Annotated in this window: 21 protein-coding genes; 9 read left to right on the forward strand and 12 right to left on the reverse strand. The window is 41.4% G+C overall.

Features of this window, described 5'->3' with window-relative positions; translation table 11 throughout:
* Positions 1-13: 13 nt before the first annotated feature.
* Positions 14-646 carry a 4Fe-4S single cluster domain-containing protein gene (locus tag G6Q48_RS07110; RefSeq protein WP_207393021.1) on the reverse strand — a complete coding sequence of 211 codons (633 nt, stop codon included), beginning with the start codon at positions 644-646 and terminating at the stop codon, positions 14-16.
* Position 647: 1 nt separating this feature from the next.
* Positions 648-2,480, reverse strand: a complete 1,833-nt coding sequence (locus G6Q48_RS07115; RefSeq protein ID WP_242685787.1) for an AAA family ATPase — start codon at positions 2,478-2,480, stop codon at positions 648-650.
* Positions 2,481-2,742: 262 nt separating this feature from the next.
* Between G6Q48_RS07115 and G6Q48_RS07120 the strand changes: the two genes are divergently transcribed.
* Positions 2,743-3,612 (forward strand): fructosamine kinase family protein, encoded by an 870-nt coding sequence (locus G6Q48_RS07120; protein ID WP_102139223.1) that lies wholly within the window; start codon positions 2,743-2,745, stop codon positions 3,610-3,612.
* A 552-nt stretch (positions 3,613-4,164) separates the two neighbouring features.
* On the opposite strand, the gene G6Q48_RS07125 is transcribed toward G6Q48_RS07120, so the two are convergent.
* On the reverse strand, positions 4,165-4,704 hold the full coding sequence (locus tag G6Q48_RS07125) for a YniB family protein (protein WP_102139224.1): 540 nt from the start codon (positions 4,702-4,704) through the stop codon (positions 4,165-4,167).
* Positions 4,705-4,998: 294 nt separating this feature from the next.
* Between G6Q48_RS07125 and hxpB the strand changes: the two genes are divergently transcribed.
* The 4 genes from hxpB to G6Q48_RS07145 all read left to right on the forward strand — a co-directional run bounded on the left by hxpB (position 4,999) and on the right by G6Q48_RS07145 (position 8,643).
* Positions 4,999-5,664, forward strand: coding sequence for a hexitol phosphatase HxpB (hxpB, locus tag G6Q48_RS07130; protein WP_166265335.1), 666 nt, complete (start codon positions 4,999-5,001; stop codon positions 5,662-5,664).
* 192 nt (positions 5,665-5,856) lie between these two features.
* On the forward strand, positions 5,857-6,432 hold the full coding sequence (locus G6Q48_RS07135) for a metal-dependent hydrolase (RefSeq protein WP_166265338.1): 576 nt from the start codon (positions 5,857-5,859) through the stop codon (positions 6,430-6,432).
* Positions 6,433-6,613: 181 nt separating this feature from the next.
* Positions 6,614-8,005 carry an L-cystine transporter gene (locus G6Q48_RS07140; RefSeq protein WP_125890927.1) on the forward strand — a complete coding sequence of 464 codons (1,392 nt, stop codon included), beginning with the start codon at positions 6,614-6,616 and terminating at the stop codon, positions 8,003-8,005.
* 248 nt (positions 8,006-8,253) lie between these two features.
* The gene (locus G6Q48_RS07145) at positions 8,254-8,643 is read left to right on the forward strand and encodes a YkgJ family cysteine cluster protein (protein WP_102139226.1); all 390 of its coding nucleotides are present in this window, start codon (positions 8,254-8,256) and stop codon (positions 8,641-8,643) included.
* A 94-nt stretch (positions 8,644-8,737) separates the two neighbouring features.
* Here the strand turns inward: G6Q48_RS07145 and G6Q48_RS07150 are convergent, their stop codons facing one another.
* The gene (locus tag G6Q48_RS07150; protein ID WP_102139227.1) at positions 8,738-9,742 is read right to left on the reverse strand and encodes a luciferase-like monooxygenase; all 1,005 of its coding nucleotides are present in this window, start codon (positions 9,740-9,742) and stop codon (positions 8,738-8,740) included.
* A gap of 179 nt (positions 9,743-9,921) precedes the next feature.
* Here G6Q48_RS07150 and G6Q48_RS07155 point away from each other — a divergent pair, with 179 nt between their 5' ends.
* Both G6Q48_RS07155 and G6Q48_RS07160 read left to right on the forward strand, forming a co-directional pair.
* The gene (locus G6Q48_RS07155; protein ID WP_239979490.1) at positions 9,922-10,320 is read left to right on the forward strand and encodes a hypothetical protein; all 399 of its coding nucleotides are present in this window, start codon (positions 9,922-9,924) and stop codon (positions 10,318-10,320) included.
* Positions 10,321-10,620: 300 nt separating this feature from the next.
* Complete coding sequence (locus G6Q48_RS07160) at positions 10,621-10,809, forward strand: YegP family protein (protein WP_004263611.1); 189 nt, start codon at positions 10,621-10,623, stop codon at positions 10,807-10,809.
* A 187-nt stretch (positions 10,810-10,996) separates the two neighbouring features.
* On the opposite strand, the gene G6Q48_RS07165 is transcribed toward G6Q48_RS07160, so the two are convergent.
* Both G6Q48_RS07165 and G6Q48_RS07170 read right to left on the reverse strand, forming a co-directional pair.
* Positions 10,997-11,314: an AzlD domain-containing protein gene (locus G6Q48_RS07165; RefSeq protein ID WP_166265341.1), complete on the reverse strand. Its 318-nt coding sequence runs from the start codon at positions 11,312-11,314 to the stop codon at positions 10,997-10,999.
* A 3-nt stretch (positions 11,315-11,317) separates the two neighbouring features.
* Positions 11,318-11,983: an AzlC family ABC transporter permease gene (locus tag G6Q48_RS07170; protein ID WP_102139326.1), complete on the reverse strand. Its 666-nt coding sequence runs from the start codon at positions 11,981-11,983 to the stop codon at positions 11,318-11,320.
* 36 nt (positions 11,984-12,019) lie between these two features.
* Between G6Q48_RS07170 and G6Q48_RS07175 the strand changes: the two genes are divergently transcribed.
* The gene (locus tag G6Q48_RS07175) at positions 12,020-12,625 is read left to right on the forward strand and encodes a helix-turn-helix domain-containing protein (RefSeq protein WP_442959087.1); all 606 of its coding nucleotides are present in this window, start codon (positions 12,020-12,022) and stop codon (positions 12,623-12,625) included.
* Between the two features lie 67 nt (positions 12,626-12,692).
* Positions 12,693-12,866 (forward strand): DUF2526 family protein, encoded by a 174-nt coding sequence (locus G6Q48_RS07180; RefSeq protein WP_166265347.1) that lies wholly within the window; start codon positions 12,693-12,695, stop codon positions 12,864-12,866.
* 130 nt (positions 12,867-12,996) lie between these two features.
* Here G6Q48_RS07180 and G6Q48_RS07185 read toward each other — a convergent pair whose 3' ends face one another.
* From G6Q48_RS07185 to dalD, 6 genes are all read right to left on the reverse strand, one after another.
* Entirely contained in the window at positions 12,997-14,181 is a 1,185-nt protein-coding gene (locus G6Q48_RS07185; RefSeq protein WP_102139231.1) for an amidohydrolase, read from the reverse strand.
* Positions 14,182-14,237: 56 nt separating this feature from the next.
* Positions 14,238-15,473, reverse strand: coding sequence for a Zn-dependent hydrolase (locus G6Q48_RS07190; protein WP_166265350.1), 1,236 nt, complete (start codon positions 15,471-15,473; stop codon positions 14,238-14,240).
* Positions 15,474-15,478: 5 nt separating this feature from the next.
* The gene (locus G6Q48_RS07195; protein ID WP_102139233.1) at positions 15,479-16,702 is read right to left on the reverse strand and encodes a hypothetical protein; all 1,224 of its coding nucleotides are present in this window, start codon (positions 16,700-16,702) and stop codon (positions 15,479-15,481) included.
* Positions 16,703-17,342: 640 nt separating this feature from the next.
* Positions 17,343-18,632: an MFS transporter gene (locus tag G6Q48_RS07200; protein ID WP_102139234.1), complete on the reverse strand. Its 1,290-nt coding sequence runs from the start codon at positions 18,630-18,632 to the stop codon at positions 17,343-17,345.
* A 90-nt stretch (positions 18,633-18,722) separates the two neighbouring features.
* Complete coding sequence (xylB, locus tag G6Q48_RS07205) at positions 18,723-20,192, reverse strand: xylulokinase (protein WP_166265353.1); 1,470 nt, start codon at positions 20,190-20,192, stop codon at positions 18,723-18,725.
* 11 nt (positions 20,193-20,203) lie between these two features.
* On the reverse strand, positions 20,204-21,592 hold the full coding sequence (dalD, locus tag G6Q48_RS07210; protein ID WP_166265356.1) for a D-arabinitol 4-dehydrogenase: 1,389 nt from the start codon (positions 21,590-21,592) through the stop codon (positions 20,204-20,206).
* Between the last annotated feature and the right edge of the window lie 4 nt (positions 21,593-21,596).

A 21,596-nucleotide genomic window follows, 5' to 3' on the forward strand; every position in this document is an offset into this window, starting at 1 on the left:
TTCATCCAATTAATTATTTTTTTAGTTGTTGCAAAGACTGGTCTTGCTGCTCAATCAAGGTACGTAGGCGCAACATATCATTACGTTCAGGGACACCCGCCAAAAATAGCCGCCCAGTCTCGTCAAACGCTAAATCCAGTACTTTATCTTCTGGTGTCGTCGAGCGCTGATATGCCATAAATCGTGCTTTTCCTAATGGTGTCAACATATGTAATTGTTGATTATCACTACCCTTGAGCATTTGGGTTTGCGGAAGATCCACTTTGAATGGCTCACTGATCAAGGCATCAATACAGGGAGCCATTTGTGAAATACGCTTTTCGATGTCATCCCATTGATAACCGCTATAGACTAAAATATCCGCGTCTGTTAGCTGTTTAATCCCACTAACTAATGCGAATAAGGCTTCAGGTTGCTCAAATGGTTCTCCCCCAGAAATCGTGATGCCATCTGCCAACGGTAGCCACTCAGTGATCTGCTCCAGCAATTGTTCTACCGTGATGTTATTGTCTTTCACTTGCCATGTATCAGGAGAAAGACAGCCTTTACAACGTAATGAACAACCTTGGAACCAGATACCAATACGTTTTCCGGGGCCTAAGGCCGTAACTGGGAAATGGATCCGTGAAATACTAATATTCACCACATCAATTACTCATCACGGCTAACGTGATTTGCGTGGTTTCGCCTGTGGCAATTTCAACAATTTGATAAGCTGAATTAGGTTGCAAATCTTGGTCGAAAACAGCACGAGATAACGGGTTAATTAAATAGCTTTCTAATTGGTTACGTATACCTCGACCACCATTAGATAAATCGGCTAAGCAATGTTGTTTTAACGTCTCTTTGGCTTGTGAGGAAATGGTAATCGTCAGCGATTGTTTTTCCAAACCAGAAAGAATATTGTCCACCATTTGTTCGAATATTTGCTGTGCCACATCGGGGCGAATAAAATCAAAAACAATAATATTTTCCCCAATTCGATTGAGTAACTCAGGCCTATTTAGTACTAATTTAAAGTGACGTTCGATCTCACTTTTCACATTGCGTGTCACCGTTTCAAAAGGCTCATTGGGTTGCACATTCGCCACTCGCTCACCATTCGCATCCAAGCGATAAATACCGAGATTTGACGTGAAAATAATCAAAGATTCCGAGAAATAGACGCGATCTCCACGGCCGGAGGTCAATACGCCATCATCAATAATTTGTAGAAATTTATCCATTAAATGCGGATGCGCTTTTTCTATCTCATCAAACAGCACCACGCTAAATGGCTTCTCACGAATGGCATTCGTCAATTCACCACCAGAGTCATAACCGACATAGCCAGGAGGAGCACCAATTAAGCGTTGGTCTGCATGTTCAGCGCTAAATTCAGACATATCAAAGCGGATGTAGGCACTTTCATCACCAAATAGCAATTGAGTGACCGTTTTCGCCAGCTCTGTTTTCCCAACCCCCGTTGGCCCCGCTAGAAACAAAACGCCTCGAGGCCGACCACCTTTATGCCCCCCCACTCCCGTCATTGCACGTTTAATAATGTCCAATAAATGGGTGACAGCGTGTTGTTGACCTTTCACTCGGCGAGAAATAATCTCTGGTGCGTAATGTATTTTCTGCTTATCAATTTTTTTCCATGGGTCTTCCGTTATGCCGACTTTATAACGCCGTACCGCATCACTAATACGTGTCACAGGGACATTTTCAATCCGTGCAAGCTGTACTATTGCCGTTAAGTCTAATAATAAGAGACCTTCTGTTTCATCAATGAAATCATTAAATAAGCTGTCTTTATTCGCCTGTTCTATACCATTAATATCCGCCAAGGAAGCAAGCAACATTGGCGTAAGGACCCGACGAACTTGGTTGTCAGGCTTCGCCACGGGAATGGCTCTTATTCGTGGGTTATTAACTAAAAACCAATCTGGCAGGTCGGTCTCTTTCTCCACAATCCAAAAAATAGAATTGTAGAACGGCTGGTTATTTTCCCCGGTTGGTCGCGCTTTGGCTTGATGAGAAACCACCAGAGCGCGAGTAAATAAGCTGTGCTCAGCCGGAGTTAGATTATCGCGATGGGAAATCAAGCAAGAGGCGAAATCAATACATAATGCAATTGGCTGCTGCTTGTAGTTAATAAATTTTTCCAGCAAATGATTTAGCATATCAATACCACCAGCGGCTTTATCATCAGCCATATGCAAACCTAAGTTTTGCATCAATGTGGCAGTCGCTTGTGGGTTTTCTTTGGGGTTTGCCACGCATTGGAAGCCAATAAGTGGCGTGTAGGTAATCACATAGGCATATCCTGCCTGAAATAAGTTATTAAAGAGTGCTTGGTTAAATGGCAGCGGTGTCACTACCGTAGGCGCAATTTCGCTGGCTTGTAGGTCACGAACATTACCAAATAGGACAAACTGGCTTTTCAGTGGAATAAATCGCAGTAAGTCTCTTAACCAACGCGGTTTTTGAAAATCCATGTTCATAGCACCCCTTAAGTATGAAAGTATTTTTTGCAGTTTACCTGAAATCGCTCACAGATGGCGTCAAGATCTTGCACTCCGGCTAAATTATCTGAACATTCTCATTTGGCTGAATATAGGCTAGATTAATGTTTATTCACCTGATAATTGTTCTATAATTTCGTGATAGCCTCTTCTTTTTAAACAATTATCACTGTTAATTCCTAAACTGTCGCTATAGTATTGTATTAATGAAGACCAAAGCAGAGCGAGGTGAGTCATGTGGCAAGCAATGTGTCGTTTATTAAGTGAACACTTAGGAGAGGCGGAGCTACGTAACAAAGTCATTCTGTCTGGTGGTGATATTCACCATACATTAAGAATTGACTATGGCGAACACACCGTGTTCATTAAACAAAATCGGCGTGAGTTTTTGCCTTTATTTAAACAAGAGGCTGAACAACTTGAAATGCTCGCTAAAAGCCAAACGATAACCGTTCCTAAGGTTTATGGTGTTGGCAGCAATAAGCACCACAGTTTTCTTCTGCTCGAATATTTCCCTCTCAAACCTTTCGATAACACCAATGCATGGCATTTTGGTCAACAATTAGCGCGTTTACATCAATGGGAAGAACAGCCTAGTTACGGGTTTGATTTTGATACCATGCTAAGCACAATTGTGCAGCCTAATGGCTGGGAAAAGCGCTGGAATTCATTCTTTGCAGAAAAGCGTATTGGCTTACAATTACAACTCGCCTCTGAAAAAGGGATGGTATTTGCTGATATTCAGCAAATTGTCGATATTGTTAAGGACAAACTTGCTGGGCATCAACCGCAACCCTCTTTATTACATGGTGATTTATGGCCAGCTAACTGTGCTATTACTCAAAATCTTGAAGGGGTGCTATATGACCCTGCATGTTATTGGGGCGATAGGGAATGTGATATTGCGATGCTGCCATTATATCGAGATCTTCCGATCCAAATTATTGATGGCTACCAAAGCGTTTGGCCGCTTCCCAATGGCTTTTTAGATAGACAGCCAATATATCAGCTCTATTACCTACTCAACCAAGCCCATATCTTTGGTAACGAACAAAGCTACCACCAAGCACGCTCGATTATTGATAATCTACTCAACGAAAAATAAGCTCCTGTTTTTTAGCATTTAGCACGACAAATAATTAATTTTCTAAATAATTCGAACTGTGGCAAAGCGGCGATTGAGGATAGCTTGGGGAGCATACACAAGTATGTGACCCAAGTAGCCGAAAGAAGCCAACACAGCTACAGCTCGGAGTACGACGAAAATTTAATTTTCTAAATAATTTGCGTTATGAGTAGGCGGCAAATGAAGATATCTCGGGGAGCATACACAAGTATGTGACCCAAATAGCGAAAGAAGCTAACACAGCTACAGCTCGGAGTACGACGAAAATTTAATTTTCTAAATAATTTGCGTTATGAGTAGGCGGCAAATGAAGATATCTCTGGGAGCATACACAAATATGTGACCCAAGTAGCCGAAAAAAGCCAACACAGCTACAGCTCGGAGTACGACAAAAATTTAATTTTCTAAATAATTCGAACTGTGGCAAGGCGGCGATTGAGGATAGCTTGGGGAGCATACACAAGTATGTGACCCAAGTAGCCGAAAGAAGCCAACACAGCTACAGCTCGAAGTATGACGAAAATTCGAAAATTACCAATTAAGGAAACGCAGAAGAAAATACAACCCTACCCCCAATACAATTGGCCAAAAATAAAGAAGAAAAAATTGAGTGAATATCGTATGGCGTGGAATAGTCACCTTAGCTTCAAGCTCTTCTTTCGAGATATCTACGCCTTTTGCTTTTTCTATGATCACGTGATCTTCTAAACTTTCACGAATAAACTTAATTTGTCGGTACATGCGCAAACCTGATGCACTAAGCGCCAGCCCAACAAAAATAAAAATAAAGATGATGATAAAACTGATATTACTGCCGGAAAACCCATTAGCGACTTGAGGTACTGGTGAATTATTCCAAAAGAAATTTAGGAATGGTGTAGTTTGACGAGTCATTTCCGCCATTAATTTAATAAAATCATTAGCGACCGCATTGACCCCTTCACCTGCGAGCCCCTTCATGCCAGCCAATTTAATTAAAGACACCAATGTCGAAATTAATGCTAACAGAAAAACAACCCAACCCAGAATACGTTTGCCGACTGCGACATAATTGGCATTATGGTAATTCATTACTGCTTTTCCTCAGCGTTATTATTTTTGATAAGTTTTTACAATGATTTCTCAAGGCTAATCATAGCTGAAAATATTCATTGCCTCCAAATTTCAATTCATAATTGATAACAATGTTTAGACTTTCAGACTAATCAAAATAGTGTGGTTATTCATTATCATGATATTTCTACTTCATGCAGTCCGAATATCCTTCAATATTGTTTTAATACTAACTCAAGTAATACGCTTGAGGTCAGTTTACTGATATCATTGCTCCTTCGTTAATAGATACGACATGAATGGAGTTTTGACATGTACCATAATCTTCCCATCCAATCGGTCATTTTTGATATGGATGGTTTACTGATCGACTCGGAACCGTTTTGGGCACAGGCTGAACTTGAGATTTTTTCACAATTGGGTGTCGACGTTTCAATTGCAGATACCCTGCCTGATACTTTAGGTTTACGTATTGACCATGTGGTGGAGCTTTGGTACCACGCCTCCCCTTGGCAAGGATGTAGCCAAGAAGAAGCCACACAACGTATCATTGACCGTGTTGTTGGCTTAGTTGAAGAAACTCGCCCTATTCTACCTGGCGTGCAGCATGCCATGGAACTTTGCCGTTCAATGGATTTAAAAATTGCACTGGCTTCCGCCTCTCCTTTGTATATGTTGGAAAAAGTATTAAACCTTCTGGATATTCGTGACTATTTCTCTGCGGTTATTTCTGCGTCTGACTTACCTTTGAGTAAACCTCATCCTGAAGTTTATCTTAAAGCAGCAGCTGAGTTATTGACTAAACCAGTCAATTGCGTTTCATTAGAAGATTCATTTAACGGTATGATTTCTGCAAAAGCCGCCAGAATGCGTTCAATTGTGGTGCCTGATAGCAAGCATTTTAATGACCCGCGCTTTGGTTTAGCGGATATCAAATTAGCCTCATTGAATGACTTAAAAGCTGAACATTTACGTTAAAAACACTTTGTGTGCCTAATAAGTGTTCTCCCCTATCTAACTTAGGTAGGGGAATTGTGTGAAATTATAAAACTCTTCCCTTATCTGCTAATAAATAAGAGTTTTTTTACCTTTCTACTACTATCATATTCTTTTCAAACACTTTATACTGCCAATCAACTGTATAGATAAACAGATGGTATTTTATCCACCATGACAGCTGAAGGGCATCTGCTTTTTTCCGTCGCCTCTTTGATAATGGCTCATAAACTTCAAATCACCCCAGAGATTGCTCATGGTGATTGGCTGCACATGGTTCCAGGGGCCTTATTAGGCGCATTATTGCCCGATATTGACCACCCTTCTTCAATTCCTGGTCGACTACTGCGGATTTTTTCATTACCCATATCCAAACTGTGTGGGCACCGGGGGTTTACTCATAGCCTAGTTGCATGGTTTCTCTTGATGATTTCTTGTTATCAATGGCTACCTTCTGAATGGGCAATCCCAGCTGATATTATCCAAGCCTTTTTATTGGGTTATATCAGTCATCTCGTCGCCGATATGCTCACGCCTTCGGGAGTACCGTTACTATGGCCACTCCCCCAGCGTTTTTGTTTTCCCATGATCCGCGGTAAAAATAGCCAACGTGGAGAACGCTTTGTCGCCATTGTTTTGACTGTTTGTGCCTGCTTGTTACCTGCTGGTTATCAATTCGATTTTTATAGTCATGTTGATGTGATCATAAAATATATTCATAATCAAATAGATACATATCTCCCCACATAAATTATAGTTTTGTAATATAATGTAAGTATGAATAATACTATCTTATTACTTTTTGATATAAGAAATGTGTTTTATCAGCTGATAACATATAACCAGTTGTTTGAAGCAACTAAATCCTTATAACCAATAAGGACTAAAGGGCAAGTAACATACCTTATAAAAATATGATTTGGAGTTCGGAATGAATATTCCTCTAATTATTAATGTGCTCGGCTTCGTAGCACTACTAATACTGTTAGCAAAACTAGGGGCTAAAGGCTGGAGCCTATCTAAAAAAGTGTTAGTTGGCCTAGTTTTCGGTGTTGCCTATGGAGTAGTACTGCACCTCGTGTATGGTAGTGGCCACCAAACGGTAAAAGACTCCATTCTGTGGTTTAATATTGTCGGAAATGGTTATGTGCAGCTATTACAAATGGTGATTATGCCATTGGTATTTGCTTCAATACTAAGTGCGGTGGCAAGGCTACATAAAGCATCTTCGCTAGGTAAAATAAGCTTTTTAACAATTGGCACCTTGTTATTTACCACCGCTATTGCAGCGTTAGTGGGTATTTTAATTGCCAATGTATTCGGCTTAACTGCGGAAGGCTTAGTTCAAGGTCAATCCGAAACAGCACGTTTATCTGCAATAGAAAGCAACTATATTGGGAAAGTTTCCGACTTAACCGTACCTCAACTAATTTTATCGTTTATTCCAAAAAACCCATTTGCGGATTTAACGGGTGCAAACCCAACATCAATTATTAGTGTCGTTATTTTTGCCGCCTTCCTGGGTGTTGCCGCACTACAATTGTTTAAAGACGATAAAGAACGTGGTGAAAAAGCCTTAGCAGCGATTGATGTTATGCAAGCTTGGGCAATGAAATTAGTTCGCTTAGTCATGCGTTTAACGCCGTATGGTGTAATGGCGCTGATGATTAAAGTCGTAGCAAGTTCAAACTTACATGACATCATCAACCTAGGAACTTTTGTTATTGCGTCCTATGTTGCATTAGGCATTATGTTTGTTGTACATGGCATTTTAGTTGCGACAACAGGCTTGAACCCGATTAAGTTCTTTAAGAAAGCAGGCCCAGTTTTAACCTTTGCATTCACTAGCCGTTCAAGTGCTGCAAGTATTCCACTGAATATTGAAACACAAACACGTCGTTTTGGTATCCCTGAATCGATTGCTAGTTTCTCTGCATCCTTTGGTGCAACAATTGGTCAAAATGGTTGTGCGGGTATCTATCCTGCAATGTTAGCCGTGATGGTCGCGCCAACAATGGGTATTAATCCATTCGACCCACTATGGATAGCGACACTCGTTGGTATCGTTACTATCAGTTCAGCGGGTGTTGCTGGTGTCGGTGGCGGTGCAACTTTCGCAGCGTTAATTGTACTGCCTGCGATGGGTTTACCTGTCACATTAGTTGCCCTGTTAATTTCAGTTGAACCGTTAATTGATATGGGCCGTACTGCATTGAATGTCAGTGGTTCAATGACAGCAGGTACAGTGACCAGCCAGTTGATGGGTGAAACAGATAAAGCAATATTCAATCAAAATGATGATGCAGATTTAAAACATGTTTAATAATTAAACTGTCACCTATATTAGAAACCTGCTTCGGCAGGTTTTTTTTATCGTTGTTATAAACATGCTGATTTTATTTACCTTGGAGAATATCAAAAAAACCAGTTTTTTGTGCTAATTAACATTGCAATAAACTGGAATTTCGTAAGATAATAAAACCTGAGCAACGTTTTCTTGAGCTTCCTGCTTGTGTTGCGTCACCCCATTTCCTATGGGGATTTATCAACAATCATTTATGGTTTTTTAATATGACTAATAATGTCCATATCCTAAAAACTGATCCTTCAGATAACCCTTGTGTCAGCTGTGGTGCGTGTTGTGCCTATTTTCGTGTCTCTTTTTATTGGGCTGAAGCAGAGAGCGGAGGCGGTATTGTGCCCCAACATTTAACCGAGCAGGTCACCCCCTTTATGAGTTGTATGCAGGGGACTAATCAAAAACAAAATACTCGCTGTAAGGCCTTAGAAGGCACGATAGGTGAATGTGTCTCTTGTTCGATTTATGCACAAAGACCCACACCGTGTCGTGAGTTCGAACAATCTTGGCAGGATGGTATTTACAATGAGGCCTGCGATAGAGCACGTGCCGCTCATGGTTTACCCCCTTTAGAGCCTCATCAACCACAAATAGCTTGCTAGCCGTCAATGACCCAGATTTTTCTGGGTTATCTCTTTTTTGAACCCAGCCTGAAAATGCGTCCTTGCATTGGTGTTAAGCATTCCACTATATACACTACATAATTTCGTTCATGGCCTGCATTGCCAACTCAAAAGAGTGTAAACGAGCTTGATGATCAAAAATTTGGCCATTAACCATAATTTCATCTGCTTGAGTTTGTCGCAATATCGTTTCCAACCCATGACGTACTTTGGTTTTATCCCCTACCAATGACATACCTAGTGCTTGTTGAACACCAAACTCCTCGGCAGGCGACCAGATATTTTCCATGCTCTCGACCGGGGCAGGCAATTGAGAAGGCTGGCCACGACGTAACATGACAAACGCTTGCTGCATCGAGGTAAATAAAAACTCCGCTTCACGTTGAGTGTCCGCGGCAATAATGTTGATGCATACCATCGCATACGGCTTAGAGAGTCTCTGTGATGGTTGGAAATTAACACGATAAACATCCAGCGCCTGCAACAATAAATCAGGGGCAAAATGGGAAGCAAAGGCAAATGGTAGCCCCATTTGCGCGGCTAGCCTTGCACTGTATAAACTTGAACCCAATAACCAAACAGGAATTTTTTCACCAAAACCCGGAACGGGGCGCACGGCTGGCTCTGGGTTAGTTGCATCAAACCAATTTACAATTTGAGCCACATCTTGTGGAAAATTATCGATATCCGTATTCATATGACGGCGTAAAGCTTGCATCGTTCGTTGGTCACTTCCTGGCGCACGCCCGATACCTAAGTCGATACGTTCAGGGTAAAGTGTATTTAATGTGCCAAATTGCTCTGCAATCACCAACGGTGAATGGTTTGGTAACATAACACCACCAGAACCGAGTCGTAGTGATTGCGTATTCGCAGCAAGGTAGCCAATCAATACCGACGTAGCGGCGCTGGCGATCCCCGTCATATTATGGTGTTCCGCTAGCCAATAGCGGTGATAACCCAGTTTTTCTGCGAGTTGGGCGATGTCAAGGGAATGAGCAAAGGCCTCTTTCGCTGTCGAACCCTCAATAATTGGCGCAAGATCGAGTAAAGAAAGGGGGATTTTTTTATCTGACATACACACTCACTTTGTAAGAGTTTTATTGAACCTAACTTACCATCCTAGACTATCCTCTTTGATGTCTCCAGCACTGAAACTTGCATTAGCACAAGTGGTCTAAAAATGTAAATTATCGTCTACTAACCCACTGTTTTATAAAAATTATGGAACAAGCTTGAATAAAAAATGCAGTAATTATGAAGCTTCCGTCAGGGGAGGTAAAAGCGATTGCGAGACAGAATGAATTGGTGAATGATTTGCTCATCACCAATACAGAGGAAATTGAAATGAAAAAATTAAATACCAGTTTATTAGCATTAGCATTATTAACCGTCGGTTTTACTGCGGCAGCAAATGGCGTTAACCACAAAATGCCTCGTCAGCACATGGGTAACCACCACAATATGGTATATAGCGTTACAGAACAAACGACGACACCAAATGAAACTGTAAAAAAACTGGCCAATAGCACCCCAAAAATTGAAGATGGCAAACGCTATGTGGTCAAAGTCACAGTGATGGAAGCCCCTGAATTTAAAGCAATGAATACGATGCCAACGCCGGAACCAATGCGTGCTCCAGCAGCAAATCAATAGCTAATATTAATGAATATTAATTAAGTTATCGGCAAAACCTTTTATATTGATATGTACAACCAGATAGCTGTTGAGAGAAAAAACCGATATTTTAGTTAAATAATAAAGAGTTCTATATATCCTACGATTGCCTCTGTATCCAGAGGCTTTTTTTTTAGAAAAAAAGTTTATCTGAATTGAACCCTTTCCCCTAGTAATAACACCTAATAGCGACTAATCTTAATTCAAGCAGATTGTTAATAACTGCGACTTATTAACACTTTGTTTGACACCCTTTCAATAGAAAATCAGGAGCTTATCATGGGGTATTTTGAATTAAAAAAATCCACTAAAGACGTTGCTCAGCCTTACTATTTCGTTTTAAAAGCAGCGAATCATGAAGTGATTGCTAAAAGTGAAATGTATGCTTCTAAGCAATCTGCGCTTAAAGGGATTGCCTCTGTCCAAAAAAATGGCTCTTCTGAAACAATAAAAGATCTAACTGAGTAAATTTCAGTGGCCCCACTCCTTTCAAGTCGGGGCTACTTTTTTATCTGCTAGCTATTCCTATCTGTTCACTATTTTTAGCTGTTGACTATATAATTTACATAAATCAGCGCTATTCAATTAGCTACGGCTCAGACCAGTCCATTGTTCATATTAACTTTTTTTAGATTAACCAGCTCAAATTAACCCCTTAAATTAACCTAAGTAACGCAGTCACAATCGCAGCTGACAATACAATGATAATAAATGGCTTTTTAAACCACGTTAGTACCCCTGCCACTAGCACCCCTACAATTTTAGGCCAATCAGAAACTTCATCACCAGAAAATAACGTAGATGTTGCCGCAACTGAGAATAAAATAACAATAGCTGCCGCTGAAAATAACATTTTGCTATTTTCAGAAAGTACCGCTCGACCGCGCAGCAAAGCGCCTGACGCTCGCATTAAATAAGTACCAATCGCCAGCAGTAAGATACCGCTAATAATTAACCATGGGTTATTTGTCATTATTTATTTCCTTATATAAATAACCAAGCTCAATAGTGCGAGTAATACGGGGATCCCTGCTGGTAGTATCGGTGTGGTCGCAACCGCAATGATTGCACCGATAATAGCGGTTAATCTAAGCCGTTTATCCGATAACGCAGGTAATGAAAGCGCTAAAATAATCGCAGGAAACATCGCATCCATCCCATATATATGTGTATCACTAATAAAGCTGCCCAATACCTCACCTATCACAACACCTATTGGCCAACACAGTAAAATACCTATTCCACATAACCAAAAGGCCGCACGTTTTTCTGACTCAGTTTCTTGAGCTAAACCAAATACAACACTCTCATCATTCATAATGTGATAGCCCAGTAATGACTTTGCTCCCTTACCCGTTAAATCACTGGTCGCAAAACTAAAAGGGATATGCCGTGAATTGACTAACAACCCCGCAAGTGCAGCAGAAAGTGGGCTTCCCCCTGCAAAAATAACACCAATAAACAAAAACTCAGACGCCCCTGCGAGCACTAAAATAGATAAAGTGAGTGGTACCCACCAGTCAAATCCTTGTGAAAGCGCCAATGCGCCATAAGAAATGCCGACAATTAAGTCAGCAAAACAGACAAGAGCTATGTTTTTCACTGTGCTATGATTTAATGTTGAGCTTATTGACGTTAGCATTCCTAAACCGTTCTATATATAATACATTCGTTCATTATGTCGATACGTAGTATAAAGTGCAATCTAAATAGGAAATTAAAATTGAATCTACCTTCTCCTCCCATTGAGTTGATTTCGAAAGCCCTTGTCCGTGAAAGACAAAAAAGTGGGCTATCACTATCAGAGCTATCTCGCAAAGCGGGTATCGCTAAATCGACACTTTCTCAATTGGAATCTGGTAGTGGTAACCCAAGTATTGAAACCTTATGGGCACTTTGTGTCGCGTTAGATATTCCTTTCGCTCGATTAATTGAAGAGAAACAAGAAACTATCACAGTGATCCGCCATGGGGAGGCAATACCTGTTAGTGCTGAGCACGCAAATTATTTGGCCTTTTTGCTCTCATCTGCCCCTGCTGATTCGCGACGGGATATTTATACTGTGATTGCCCAGCCCGGCCGTGACCGTATTTCAGAGCCTCATATGCGTGGCGTTAGCGAGCACATCATTATTATGTCTGGTAGAGCATTAGTCGGCCCATTGGATAACCCTGTTGAATTACAAGTTGGGGACTATATTCACTACCCTGGAGATGAGTCGCATATAATGCGAGCCTTAGAACCGAATACGATGGCAGTTATGGTGATCGATAAACAGAATTAATCGCCTATCTAGACCAATAGATTTTGCGTTATGATAGCTCTAGTGAATATTAATTGGAGGCTGTGTGATGTCCTACTATGATGAAATTGTTGAAAAAGTGAATCAATTGATTGATGAAAACTCAGTTCATAATATGAATGAAATGCTAATGCAGCTATCCCATGACCCACAGATCAACCAAGAGCAACGATTTGAACAACAACAGCGTTTAAGAGACACTATTTTTATTCATCATAATTAATAGCGGCCACACAACTCGCCGCTATTCGCGCTCTTAACTTATCTTAATAACCAAAATAAATAGGCAGTAGGGTTAGTGGTAATCCCGGAATTGGTAAAACAACTAACCCTAATAGCATTAACAGGCTCAATTAAAACTCCTGTTGCTGTAAATAACTCCATGCATATTGTGCATGAAGCTCAGCGCCTGTCGCCATCGTGTCTTCATCAATATTAAAGCAGCCATGATGATGTGCCCACTGAGTGTCCTTTTCGGCATTTCCTGTGCCTAGCAGAGCAAAGCACCCTGGGATATTTTCAATGTAGAAGCTGAAATCTTCACCGCCCGGTGTCGGTCTTTCGTGGATCAGAGCTTGCTCACCAAAAGCTTGCGAAATCACGGATTGCGCCAATAACGCGCTACGTTCCTCATTGATAACAGGTAATGTCCCATAGATATAATCAACATGTGCAGTCGCCCCATAAATAGCCGCAGTATGCTCTGCATAACGGCGAATAGCGGCTTCGATGCGGTTACGAGTTTCAATATCAAAACAACGTACCGTACCGTCCAATACTGCATTTTCTGCGATAACATTGAAGCGTGTCCCGACATCCATTTTACCGATCGTGACCACGGCTGAGTCTAAAGATGAGGTTTCCCGGGACACAATCGCTTGTAAATTCATGACAAATGCAGAAGCAACAACCGCAGCGTCAATGGTCGCTTCTGGCATTGATCCATGCCCACCACGACCTTTAAAAGTAACTTTCAGTAAATCAGCGGAAGCAAAAGACCCTCCCACATTACAAGACACTTTTCCTGATGGTGTCGTTGTCCAAATGTGCATGCCAAAAACGTTATCGACATTTTCGATTGCGCCTTGTTTGATCATGGCTAATGCGCCTTGGGCGATCTCTTCTGCGGGTTGGAAAATTAAACGCACATTACCGGCTAGTTCTTCACGCACCTCATACAGCGCTTTGGCTGCGGTTAATAGCATCGCTGTGTGTGCATCATGGCCACAAGCATGCATTTTACCTTCAATTGTTGATTTATATTCTAATGAATCATTCAATTCCAAAACGGGTAATGCATCGATATCTGCTCGTAAAGCTACCGTTTTGCCCGGTTTACCGCCTTTAATTTCAGCAATAACGCCTGTAGGCTCGGTTAATCGATACGCTATTCCAATTTTGTCTAATTCTTCAGCAATACGTTTTGTGGTACGTATTTCTTCAAATGGTAGTTCAGGATGAGCGTGTAGGTCACGACGAAAAGCAATCATTTCAGGTGTGTGTTTTTTGATTGCGGCTGTAATTATTTTGTTGATCATTTTTCTACCTTTTACCCTATTGCTCAATCAGATACTGTATCTGGCTTATTTATTAATTAGCATTCTATTAATGACTTAACAGTAGCAAACATCACATCTGCCCCTCGTGCAATTTGTGCATAATCCGTCCATTCATCTGGATGATGGCTTAATCCATTGCGGCTTGGCACAAATATCAGCCCTGTTTGAGTAATACCTGCAAAAATCATTGTGTCATGCCCTGCACCACTGACCATTGAACGAAAACGTAAGTTTTGGTCACTGGCATGCTGTTGCATCAGTTGATGAATATCGCTATTGAGCTCCGTTGGCTGAACATATAACGGCTGAACAATACCGCTTGAAATTGCTAACGAATTACTAATTTGTTCTGTTAACTCAATTATTTGCTCAATCACTTTACGTAATGCGATATCATTTTTAGAACGGATATCAACGCTAAAGGTAACTTCGCTTGGGATGACATTCGCCCCATTCGGCAATACCGCTAAACGTCCCACGGTCGCAACTGTATTATCCCCTGCCGCTTTTGCGAGTTCAGGGATATGGCTGATAATTTGGCTAGCACACACTAATGCATCGGCCCGCATATTCATTGGCGTAGTACCTGCATGGCCAGCTTTACCTGTCAGTTTAATTTCTAACTGACTGATACCGACGATGGTTTCTACGATCCCTACATCTTCATTGGCCTGTTCTAACACCGGGCCTTGTTCGATATGTAGCTCTAAAAATGCTTTAACCTTTTTAGGGTCAAGCACAGCTTGGGATGCATTGTCTGCATTGAACCCTGCCTCTGCCATACGCTTTGCAGCACTCACGCCCTGGCTATCCTTGAGTTGGTATAATTCTTTAGTACCAATCAAACCCGTTATTACACTTGAAGCCATCAAACCGCGGCCAAAACTGGTACCTTCTTCTTCAACTAAGGCTATCACTTCTAAGGGGTACTTTGGTGTTAAGTTTTGCTCGCGAATACGCGCGACAACATCCAAACCGGTGACAATCCCTGCGGGGCCATCAAATGCCCCGCCATGAGGAACAGAGTCAAAATGAGAACCCACAATCACCGCAGGCAAATCAGGTTGCTGGCCTTCTAAGCGCCCATAAATATTACCAATAGCATCTTCACGGACTTGTAAACCTAGGACTCGCATTTCTTGTTTTAGGTAATCACGCGCTTGTTTATCTTGTTCGCTGTAGCTCATCCGCGTAGTACCTTGACCCGGTGTTGCGGTATATTCTGCCAATTGTTCTAAGTGGCGCTGAATTCTTGAAGTACTTGTTTCCATTATTTTTACCCTGCAATTGGAACAATATAAGCCACCATAATACCTGCTAATACAACAGAAACCATGGTCACAGAAATAAAGCCACCAACTAGCATCGGCCCTAACATATGGCTAGTTAATACTTGGCGTTCCTTTTCGTCTTTTGTTAACGCGTTGATCGCTTCATTCGTAATAATGTAGTCAGCTGGAAAGCCATATAACGCTGTTAGAGCAACAGCAAACGCCATTTCTTTGGTGACGCCTAATATTTTACCAACCACCCATGATGCAAGGTACATCCCAATAACCGCAGCGCAAATTAACACCACCATCGGATAAACTAGGCGCAATAACATATCTGGGGTCGCGTGGTTTAATGTATCGAAGATAAACAACATTAAGGCCATAATAGCGAACCCAAAGCCATTGGCTTTTTGTAGCGGCTGTCTTTCTAAGAAACCTAATGAAGAGGCAATAACACCAAATAATAAACACAACACAAATGGGCTAATACTCACATAAGGAGCAGCAAAAGATGAGGCTAAATAAGCCAAATACCCTACCGCAGCTAAGCGTAAGAATTTAAAATAGCTGGTGTTATAGTGATTAGGGATTTTTTTGAACATACGTGGCATTTCATCTTCAGATACCACCGTTTTAACTTCAACCTCTTTTGCCCCGTCTACCGATAAGGTTTCTTGCCATTGGCCATTGCGATATTTTTCTAAAACTCGGCGCCCTTCTTTTTTTAACATGATGGCTGTTAATGGATAGCCCGCAAACCCCTGCATGACGTAAATTAAAATAGCGAAAACTGAAAGGTCGACTAAACCAGCCTCAGCCGCACCTTTTGACATAATTAACGAAGATACAATACCGCCAACTAACGGAGGAACTGCAACTAATACAGTATTTAAATCAAATAGGGCAACCCCAATGATAAAGGTTAAGAAAATGATGCCTAAAATCCCAGCTAAGGAGATAAGAATGGTTTTCCATTGGCGCAACAATTCTTTTAACGATAATAAGGTTCCCATATTTGTAATTAACAAATACATCAAGGTAACCGCAACTACTTGAGGAATACCGGCAATACTTACAATATCTTTCGGGAAAATAGTCCAATAACCTAAAAGAAAGAGCACTGCGCATACAAATACGGAGGGGATCCAAGCCTTAGTTCTAACGGCTATAGCATCCCCGATATATAATATTCCCACTATCAGAAACAGAGCTAACATCTGTGACATAACTTTTTCCCCGCACTTATCTTTTTTTATTAGATTATTTTTTGGTATTGAAAACTATTAATTTTAATTAGGATTAGATTATAAATTTTATTTAGCACAACAAAACACCAATATAGAGAGTATTTCGCTGCAAATACACGAAATTGCAACAAAATTCATCATAACACCGAAAATTCAGATGTATAGAGAGTTAAACCGGATTTAAACAGCTTGGAATAAAGCTATGCAGTGAACTAAATAGTCAGATATAACATTGAAAGGGGCCAAGCCCCTTAATATTCTCTAAATGTAGGTTTATAAGTTAATATTTTATGTCATTTAAGTTATTTTTTATAAACAAATCAACTGTAGTTGATTTTTTAATCTATGAAATTATATTCTATTGTCCATGGCTGTATTTTCAATAATTATCGCAATATGACGAAAAATCGCCTTATAAAGATGACCAATATTTCTATTTATAGAAAATATTCTACTTTATTTTATTTTTAAACCGTTTCTCTTTATATTGCCGTTGAAAAGGATGATACCCCTTCCTCTCCAATTTAGTTTGTTTTGGCAATAAAGTTTATTTAAATAAAGAAAAACCCCATAGATAATTAACTACCTACGGGGCGTAATGAGTAATAGATAAAATAATTTAATGACTCGTTTGTTGTTCAGTCGCTACCTTAGCTGGTTTTATTTTGCGATTATTTTCAAACCCAGGTTGTGGCACTTTAATAAAGAATGTCAGTATTCCTGCAAAGATATACAAACCTGTATATGCCCAAACAACGCCCACAATATCAAAGAAAGGTAATACTAAACTGGCTATTGCGGGTGCGGCAAAATTACTTAATCCCGCGGAAAGGTTATAAATTGAGACGGCAGCACCTTTATGGTGAGGTTCAATACTTGGGAAAACGGCTGTCATCGGCACGAAAGCCGCCACAAAGATCCCCAATAAAATCGCAGGTATTAACGCAATCGCAAAATTATGGCCAAAATAAACCGGTAAGTAATAGAACATCAGGCTAGATACTGCCATACCTAGGCAACCAAACCATCTAACTTGGCGAACCCAACCAATGTGTTCACCAACAATTCCCCAAAAAATATTCGTAAAAATAGTGACAAAGAAGAAAACAGCCCAAATCTGTAACCATTCAGAAATGGTGAACCCTAAACGGTCAACAAACAGTAATGGCATGATAATCGCAAAACCAAACAATGAGATTGTATTGATAATACGGATTAAACTCGCCATAAAGATGTTTTTGTTGGTAAATAAAATGGTGGCAGCCCGCGATAATTCGGCCATTTTATCTTTCATCGGTAAATTGACTTTAGAACGGTCAACTGGAACATTGCGTAGGCTAAAGTACGCAATCGCACCACCAAGTGCAACCCAACCGATGGCCATCCATAATGTTCCTGTTTCCCCCATCATTGGGATTGAGAAACTAGGCAGATAGCTGCCGATAACACCAATACCTACCGAGTACATTGCCCAGAACCAACCGGTAGCCGCAGCAAGATGCGCTCGAGGGATGACTTGCACCAACATCATCATAAATGAATAGATAAACAATGGATAAGCTAATCCACGAATACCATAAAATAACAGCATCATACTGTAGCTTTTCATACCTAAACCAAATGCCATAAATAAGGCATGCATGACAATCCAGAGAATAAACCCGATCATCATGGCTTTTAGGGGCGTGATAATTTCAGCTACGACGCCAGATGCCCATGCTGCAACAGCTGCCATTAAGCCGTAGACAGTAAATACCATCGCTGATTGTGCCGGTGTAAACCCTAAATCAGTAATATGTTTCGATAAAAAAGCCATTTCAAAACCATCACCACTCATAAAAATAGCGATGGCAATAAAACCCCAGAACAAATGCTTAGGTAGACCAAGCCAATACTGCTTCTGTTCCATTGCAGTTTCCTCATTGTAATTTTGTTATTTTAATCAATCGCGAAGAGATAACTGTGGCGGTGATGTGTAGGGAAACACCGCCACACTCGCCTATTGTGGCAATAATTCCCTTGTTTGTTTTTGCTGTTGGTATAATAAACGGAAAACATCAAGCCGTTGATTTAACCAAACTTGGTACTGTTTTTGCGGTAAATAAGTACTCAATACTTCTGGTTTCTGGCACACAATCTCTGTATTGCCTCCATCTGCCAACCATGCCAAACGAGCTGCACCTAAAGCCCCCGATGAACTCGCTGGGTGAGTCACAATCGGTATATCAATCACATCTGCAATCAGCTGCGCCCAAACCGGACTACGCGCTCCTCCCCCTGTTAAGCTACACCGGCTAATTTGCGTTCCCGTTTGTGTTAAAACCTGCATGCCATCCGCCAGAGCAAAGGTCACTCCCTCAATTACCGCATAACCAAGCTGGGCTCGCGTTGTTTCATTTCTTAACGCAAAAAATGAGCCCATTGCATAAGGGTCATTATGGGGCGTTCTTTCCCCTGAGAGGTAAGGCAAAAATACTGGAGCTTGCTTCTTCTGGTCATCACTCAATTGACCCACTTCGTCCATCAGCTGATTTTCAGTTGTGGAAAGAAGCTGGCAAAGCCAACGCAAACAGTTGGCAGCACTTAACATCACACTCATTTGGTGCCAGCGATTTGGCAATGCATGAGCAAATGCATGGACACCTTGATGTGGTGCTGCTTGTAATTGATTATTAACCACAAAAATGACGCCAGAGGTACCCAGAGAAATTAAGGCATCACCGTCATTAATTGCGCCAACGCCCACTGCTGAGGCTGCATTGTCACCGCCTCCACCAGCGATAATCACATTGGCACTCAGCCCCCATTGCGATGCTAAATCCGCCCGTAACACACCACTTTGTTCAGCACCCTCAACTAAAGAAGGCATCTGTTCACGAGTTAGATTAGTTGCAGCCAATAATTCATCGGACCAATCACGCTTAGCCACATCCAGCCACAATGTCCCCGAAGCATCAGACATATCACTGGTAAATTGCCCCGTCATTTTCCAACGTAAATAGTCTTTAGGAAGCAATACCTTGGCAACTTGTTTGAATATTTCAGGCTCATGGTGTGCAACCCACAATAATTTGGGTGCGGTGAAACCTGGCATGACTAAATTAGCGCCAATCGTTAGAAACTCAGGGTGATTTTCCATCAACCATTCACACTCCTTCGCACTGCGGGTATCATTCCATAAAATACAGTCGCGAAGAACTTGGTGCTCGCTGTTTAATAATACTGCACCGTGCATTTGGCCTGATAAACCAATCGCTTTCACCGCTGCCCATGCTTCTGGGGCTTTTTGGCGCAAGGTCGCCGCAACCGCGTTGGTGGCTTCCCACCAACTATCTGGCGATTGTTCGGCCCACTGAGAATGTGGCCTTTGTACGGTTAATGCCATATGGCTTGAGGCAACAATTTCGCCCTGAGCATTAATTAATACAGCCTTAAGTTCTGAAGTGCCTAGGTCAATTCCGAGGTACATCGCCTTTCTCCTTACAGAGGTTGTTGAGGTGACTTGAGCCAATTTTCAACTTTTTCAACCGTGTTGCTCATCAATTCGTGGAATTCAGTAGAATGAGCGAGTGAGCCGAACAACATTTCACTTGAGACAAATTGCGACAATGCGTCACTGCTATTCATCATTTTTTGATATAGCGGCACATCTAACACACCATCCTGATATTCATACGGTAATTCACCACGAGCCCAGCGCTGTAAAAACACGAAGAATAAAGCAGGCAGCACAGCCGTCGCAGCCGGAGTCTGCTGGCGCTGATAACATTCTTGCAGTGTTGGCGTGATAAAACCGGGAATTTTTGATAAACCATCAGCGGCAACACGTTGGTTAGTATCCTGAATATAAGGGTTACTAAAGCGTGCAAGTACCACATCACGGTATTGTTCTAAATCGAGAGGACTCGGTGACAATGACGGTATCACGTCTTGTGTGACATAATTCCATGCCATTTGTTTGATAGCAGATTGGCGGGTGCTTTCATCAATAAAGCTCAAACCAATTAAGGTTCCTGCCCAAGCAATACAACTGTGGCTCGCATTCAGAATACGAATTTTCGCTTCTTCCCACGGTAAAACGGACTCAACCATTTCTACATCGACATTTTCTAATGCAGGGCGTCCATTAATAAAGTCATCTTCAATCACCCACTGAATGAATGCCTCTCCCATAACAGGTGCTTTATCATCCCAACCAGTATGCTGTTTTACACGTTCAGCCACATCTGGGGTTGGGCGAGGCGTGATCCTATCAACCATGGTATTCGGCGAACGCGTATTTTCTTTCACCCATTGGTACAGCTCAGTTTCACCTTTTAATTGCAGAAACGATAAAAAGCCGTGTCTAAACCGTTCGCCATTGTGGCGCAAATTATCACAATTTAACAAGGTCACAGGTTCACCATGAGCCGCTAAACGTGCACGTAAAATTTGTGTTAATGCACCATATATGGTGCTCATTTTGCCCGTTAAGTCTGCTTTAACATCTGGCTGTTCTGCATCTAACTCATGCTGTGGGGTTAAATAATAGCCCGCCTCCGTGACCGTGAAAGCAATAACGCGTGTTGCTTTATCACGGCCTTGTTCGACTAACTGGCTTAAATTCTCATCCCAATGTAATACTTTACGCACTGAAGTGATTTTTTCATAATGGCGCTCACCTTCAGGTGAAACTGTTTCAAGGGTATATTCCCCATTTTGCTTGGTTAGGTTATCAAGCAATGCATTCGCATCATTGCGAATATTCCCTAAGGCAATTGACCAACTATCATCCCCTTGTTGAATCAAGCGGTGCAAATACCACGCTTGGTGAGCACGATGAAATGACCCAGCACCGATGTGCATCCACACTGATTTCTGCTTTAGCATTGTG

The organism is Providencia sp. M-27, assembly GCF_011077905.1.
Lineage (GTDB): Bacteria > Pseudomonadota > Gammaproteobacteria > Enterobacterales > Enterobacteriaceae > Providencia > Providencia huaxiensis.

Excerpts from the sequence above, each read along its gene's own strand:
- G6Q48_RS07150 (WP_102139227.1), bottom strand. The coding sequence starts at position 9,742 with ATGTCAGATAAAAAAATCCCCCTTTCTTTACTCGATCTTGCGCCAATT.
- G6Q48_RS07140 (WP_125890927.1), top strand. The coding sequence starts at position 6,614 with ATGAATATTCCTCTAATTATTAATGTGCTCGGCTTCGTAGCACTACTA.
- dalD (WP_166265356.1), bottom strand. The coding sequence starts at position 21,592 with ATGCTAAAGCAGAAATCAGTGTGGATGCACATCGGTGCTGGGTCATTT.
- G6Q48_RS07135 (WP_166265338.1), top strand. The coding sequence starts at position 5,857 with ATGACAGCTGAAGGGCATCTGCTTTTTTCCGTCGCCTCTTTGATAATG.
- G6Q48_RS07120 (WP_102139223.1), top strand. The coding sequence starts at position 2,743 with ATGTGGCAAGCAATGTGTCGTTTATTAAGTGAACACTTAGGAGAGGCG.
- G6Q48_RS07185 (WP_102139231.1), bottom strand. The coding sequence starts at position 14,181 with ATGATCAACAAAATAATTACAGCCGCAATCAAAAAACACACACCTGAA.
- G6Q48_RS07125 (WP_102139224.1), bottom strand. The coding sequence starts at position 4,704 with ATGAATTACCATAATGCCAATTATGTCGCAGTCGGCAAACGTATTCTG.
- G6Q48_RS07145 (WP_102139226.1), top strand. The coding sequence starts at position 8,254 with ATGACTAATAATGTCCATATCCTAAAAACTGATCCTTCAGATAACCCT.
- G6Q48_RS07115 (WP_242685787.1), bottom strand. The coding sequence starts at position 2,480 with ATGGATTTTCAAAAACCGCGTTGGTTAAGAGACTTACTGCGATTTATT.
- G6Q48_RS07200 (WP_102139234.1), bottom strand. The coding sequence starts at position 18,632 with ATGGAACAGAAGCAGTATTGGCTTGGTCTACCTAAGCATTTGTTCTGG.
- G6Q48_RS07165 (WP_166265341.1), bottom strand. The coding sequence starts at position 11,314 with ATGACAAATAACCCATGGTTAATTATTAGCGGTATCTTACTGCTGGCG.
- hxpB (WP_166265335.1), top strand. The coding sequence starts at position 4,999 with ATGTACCATAATCTTCCCATCCAATCGGTCATTTTTGATATGGATGGT.
- G6Q48_RS07170 (WP_102139326.1), bottom strand. The coding sequence starts at position 11,983 with ATGCTAACGTCAATAAGCTCAACATTAAATCATAGCACAGTGAAAAAC.
- G6Q48_RS07195 (WP_102139233.1), bottom strand. The coding sequence starts at position 16,702 with ATGTCACAGATGTTAGCTCTGTTTCTGATAGTGGGAATATTATATATC.
- G6Q48_RS07190 (WP_166265350.1), bottom strand. The coding sequence starts at position 15,473 with ATGGAAACAAGTACTTCAAGAATTCAGCGCCACTTAGAACAATTGGCA.
- G6Q48_RS07160 (WP_004263611.1), top strand. The coding sequence starts at position 10,621 with ATGGGGTATTTTGAATTAAAAAAATCCACTAAAGACGTTGCTCAGCCT.
- G6Q48_RS07175 (WP_442959087.1), top strand. The coding sequence starts at position 12,020 with ATGTCGATACGTAGTATAAAGTGCAATCTAAATAGGAAATTAAAATTG.
- G6Q48_RS07180 (WP_166265347.1), top strand. The coding sequence starts at position 12,693 with ATGTCCTACTATGATGAAATTGTTGAAAAAGTGAATCAATTGATTGAT.
- xylB (WP_166265353.1), bottom strand. The coding sequence starts at position 20,192 with ATGTACCTCGGAATTGACCTAGGCACTTCAGAACTTAAGGCTGTATTA.
- G6Q48_RS07155 (WP_239979490.1), top strand. The coding sequence starts at position 9,922 with ATGAAGCTTCCGTCAGGGGAGGTAAAAGCGATTGCGAGACAGAATGAA.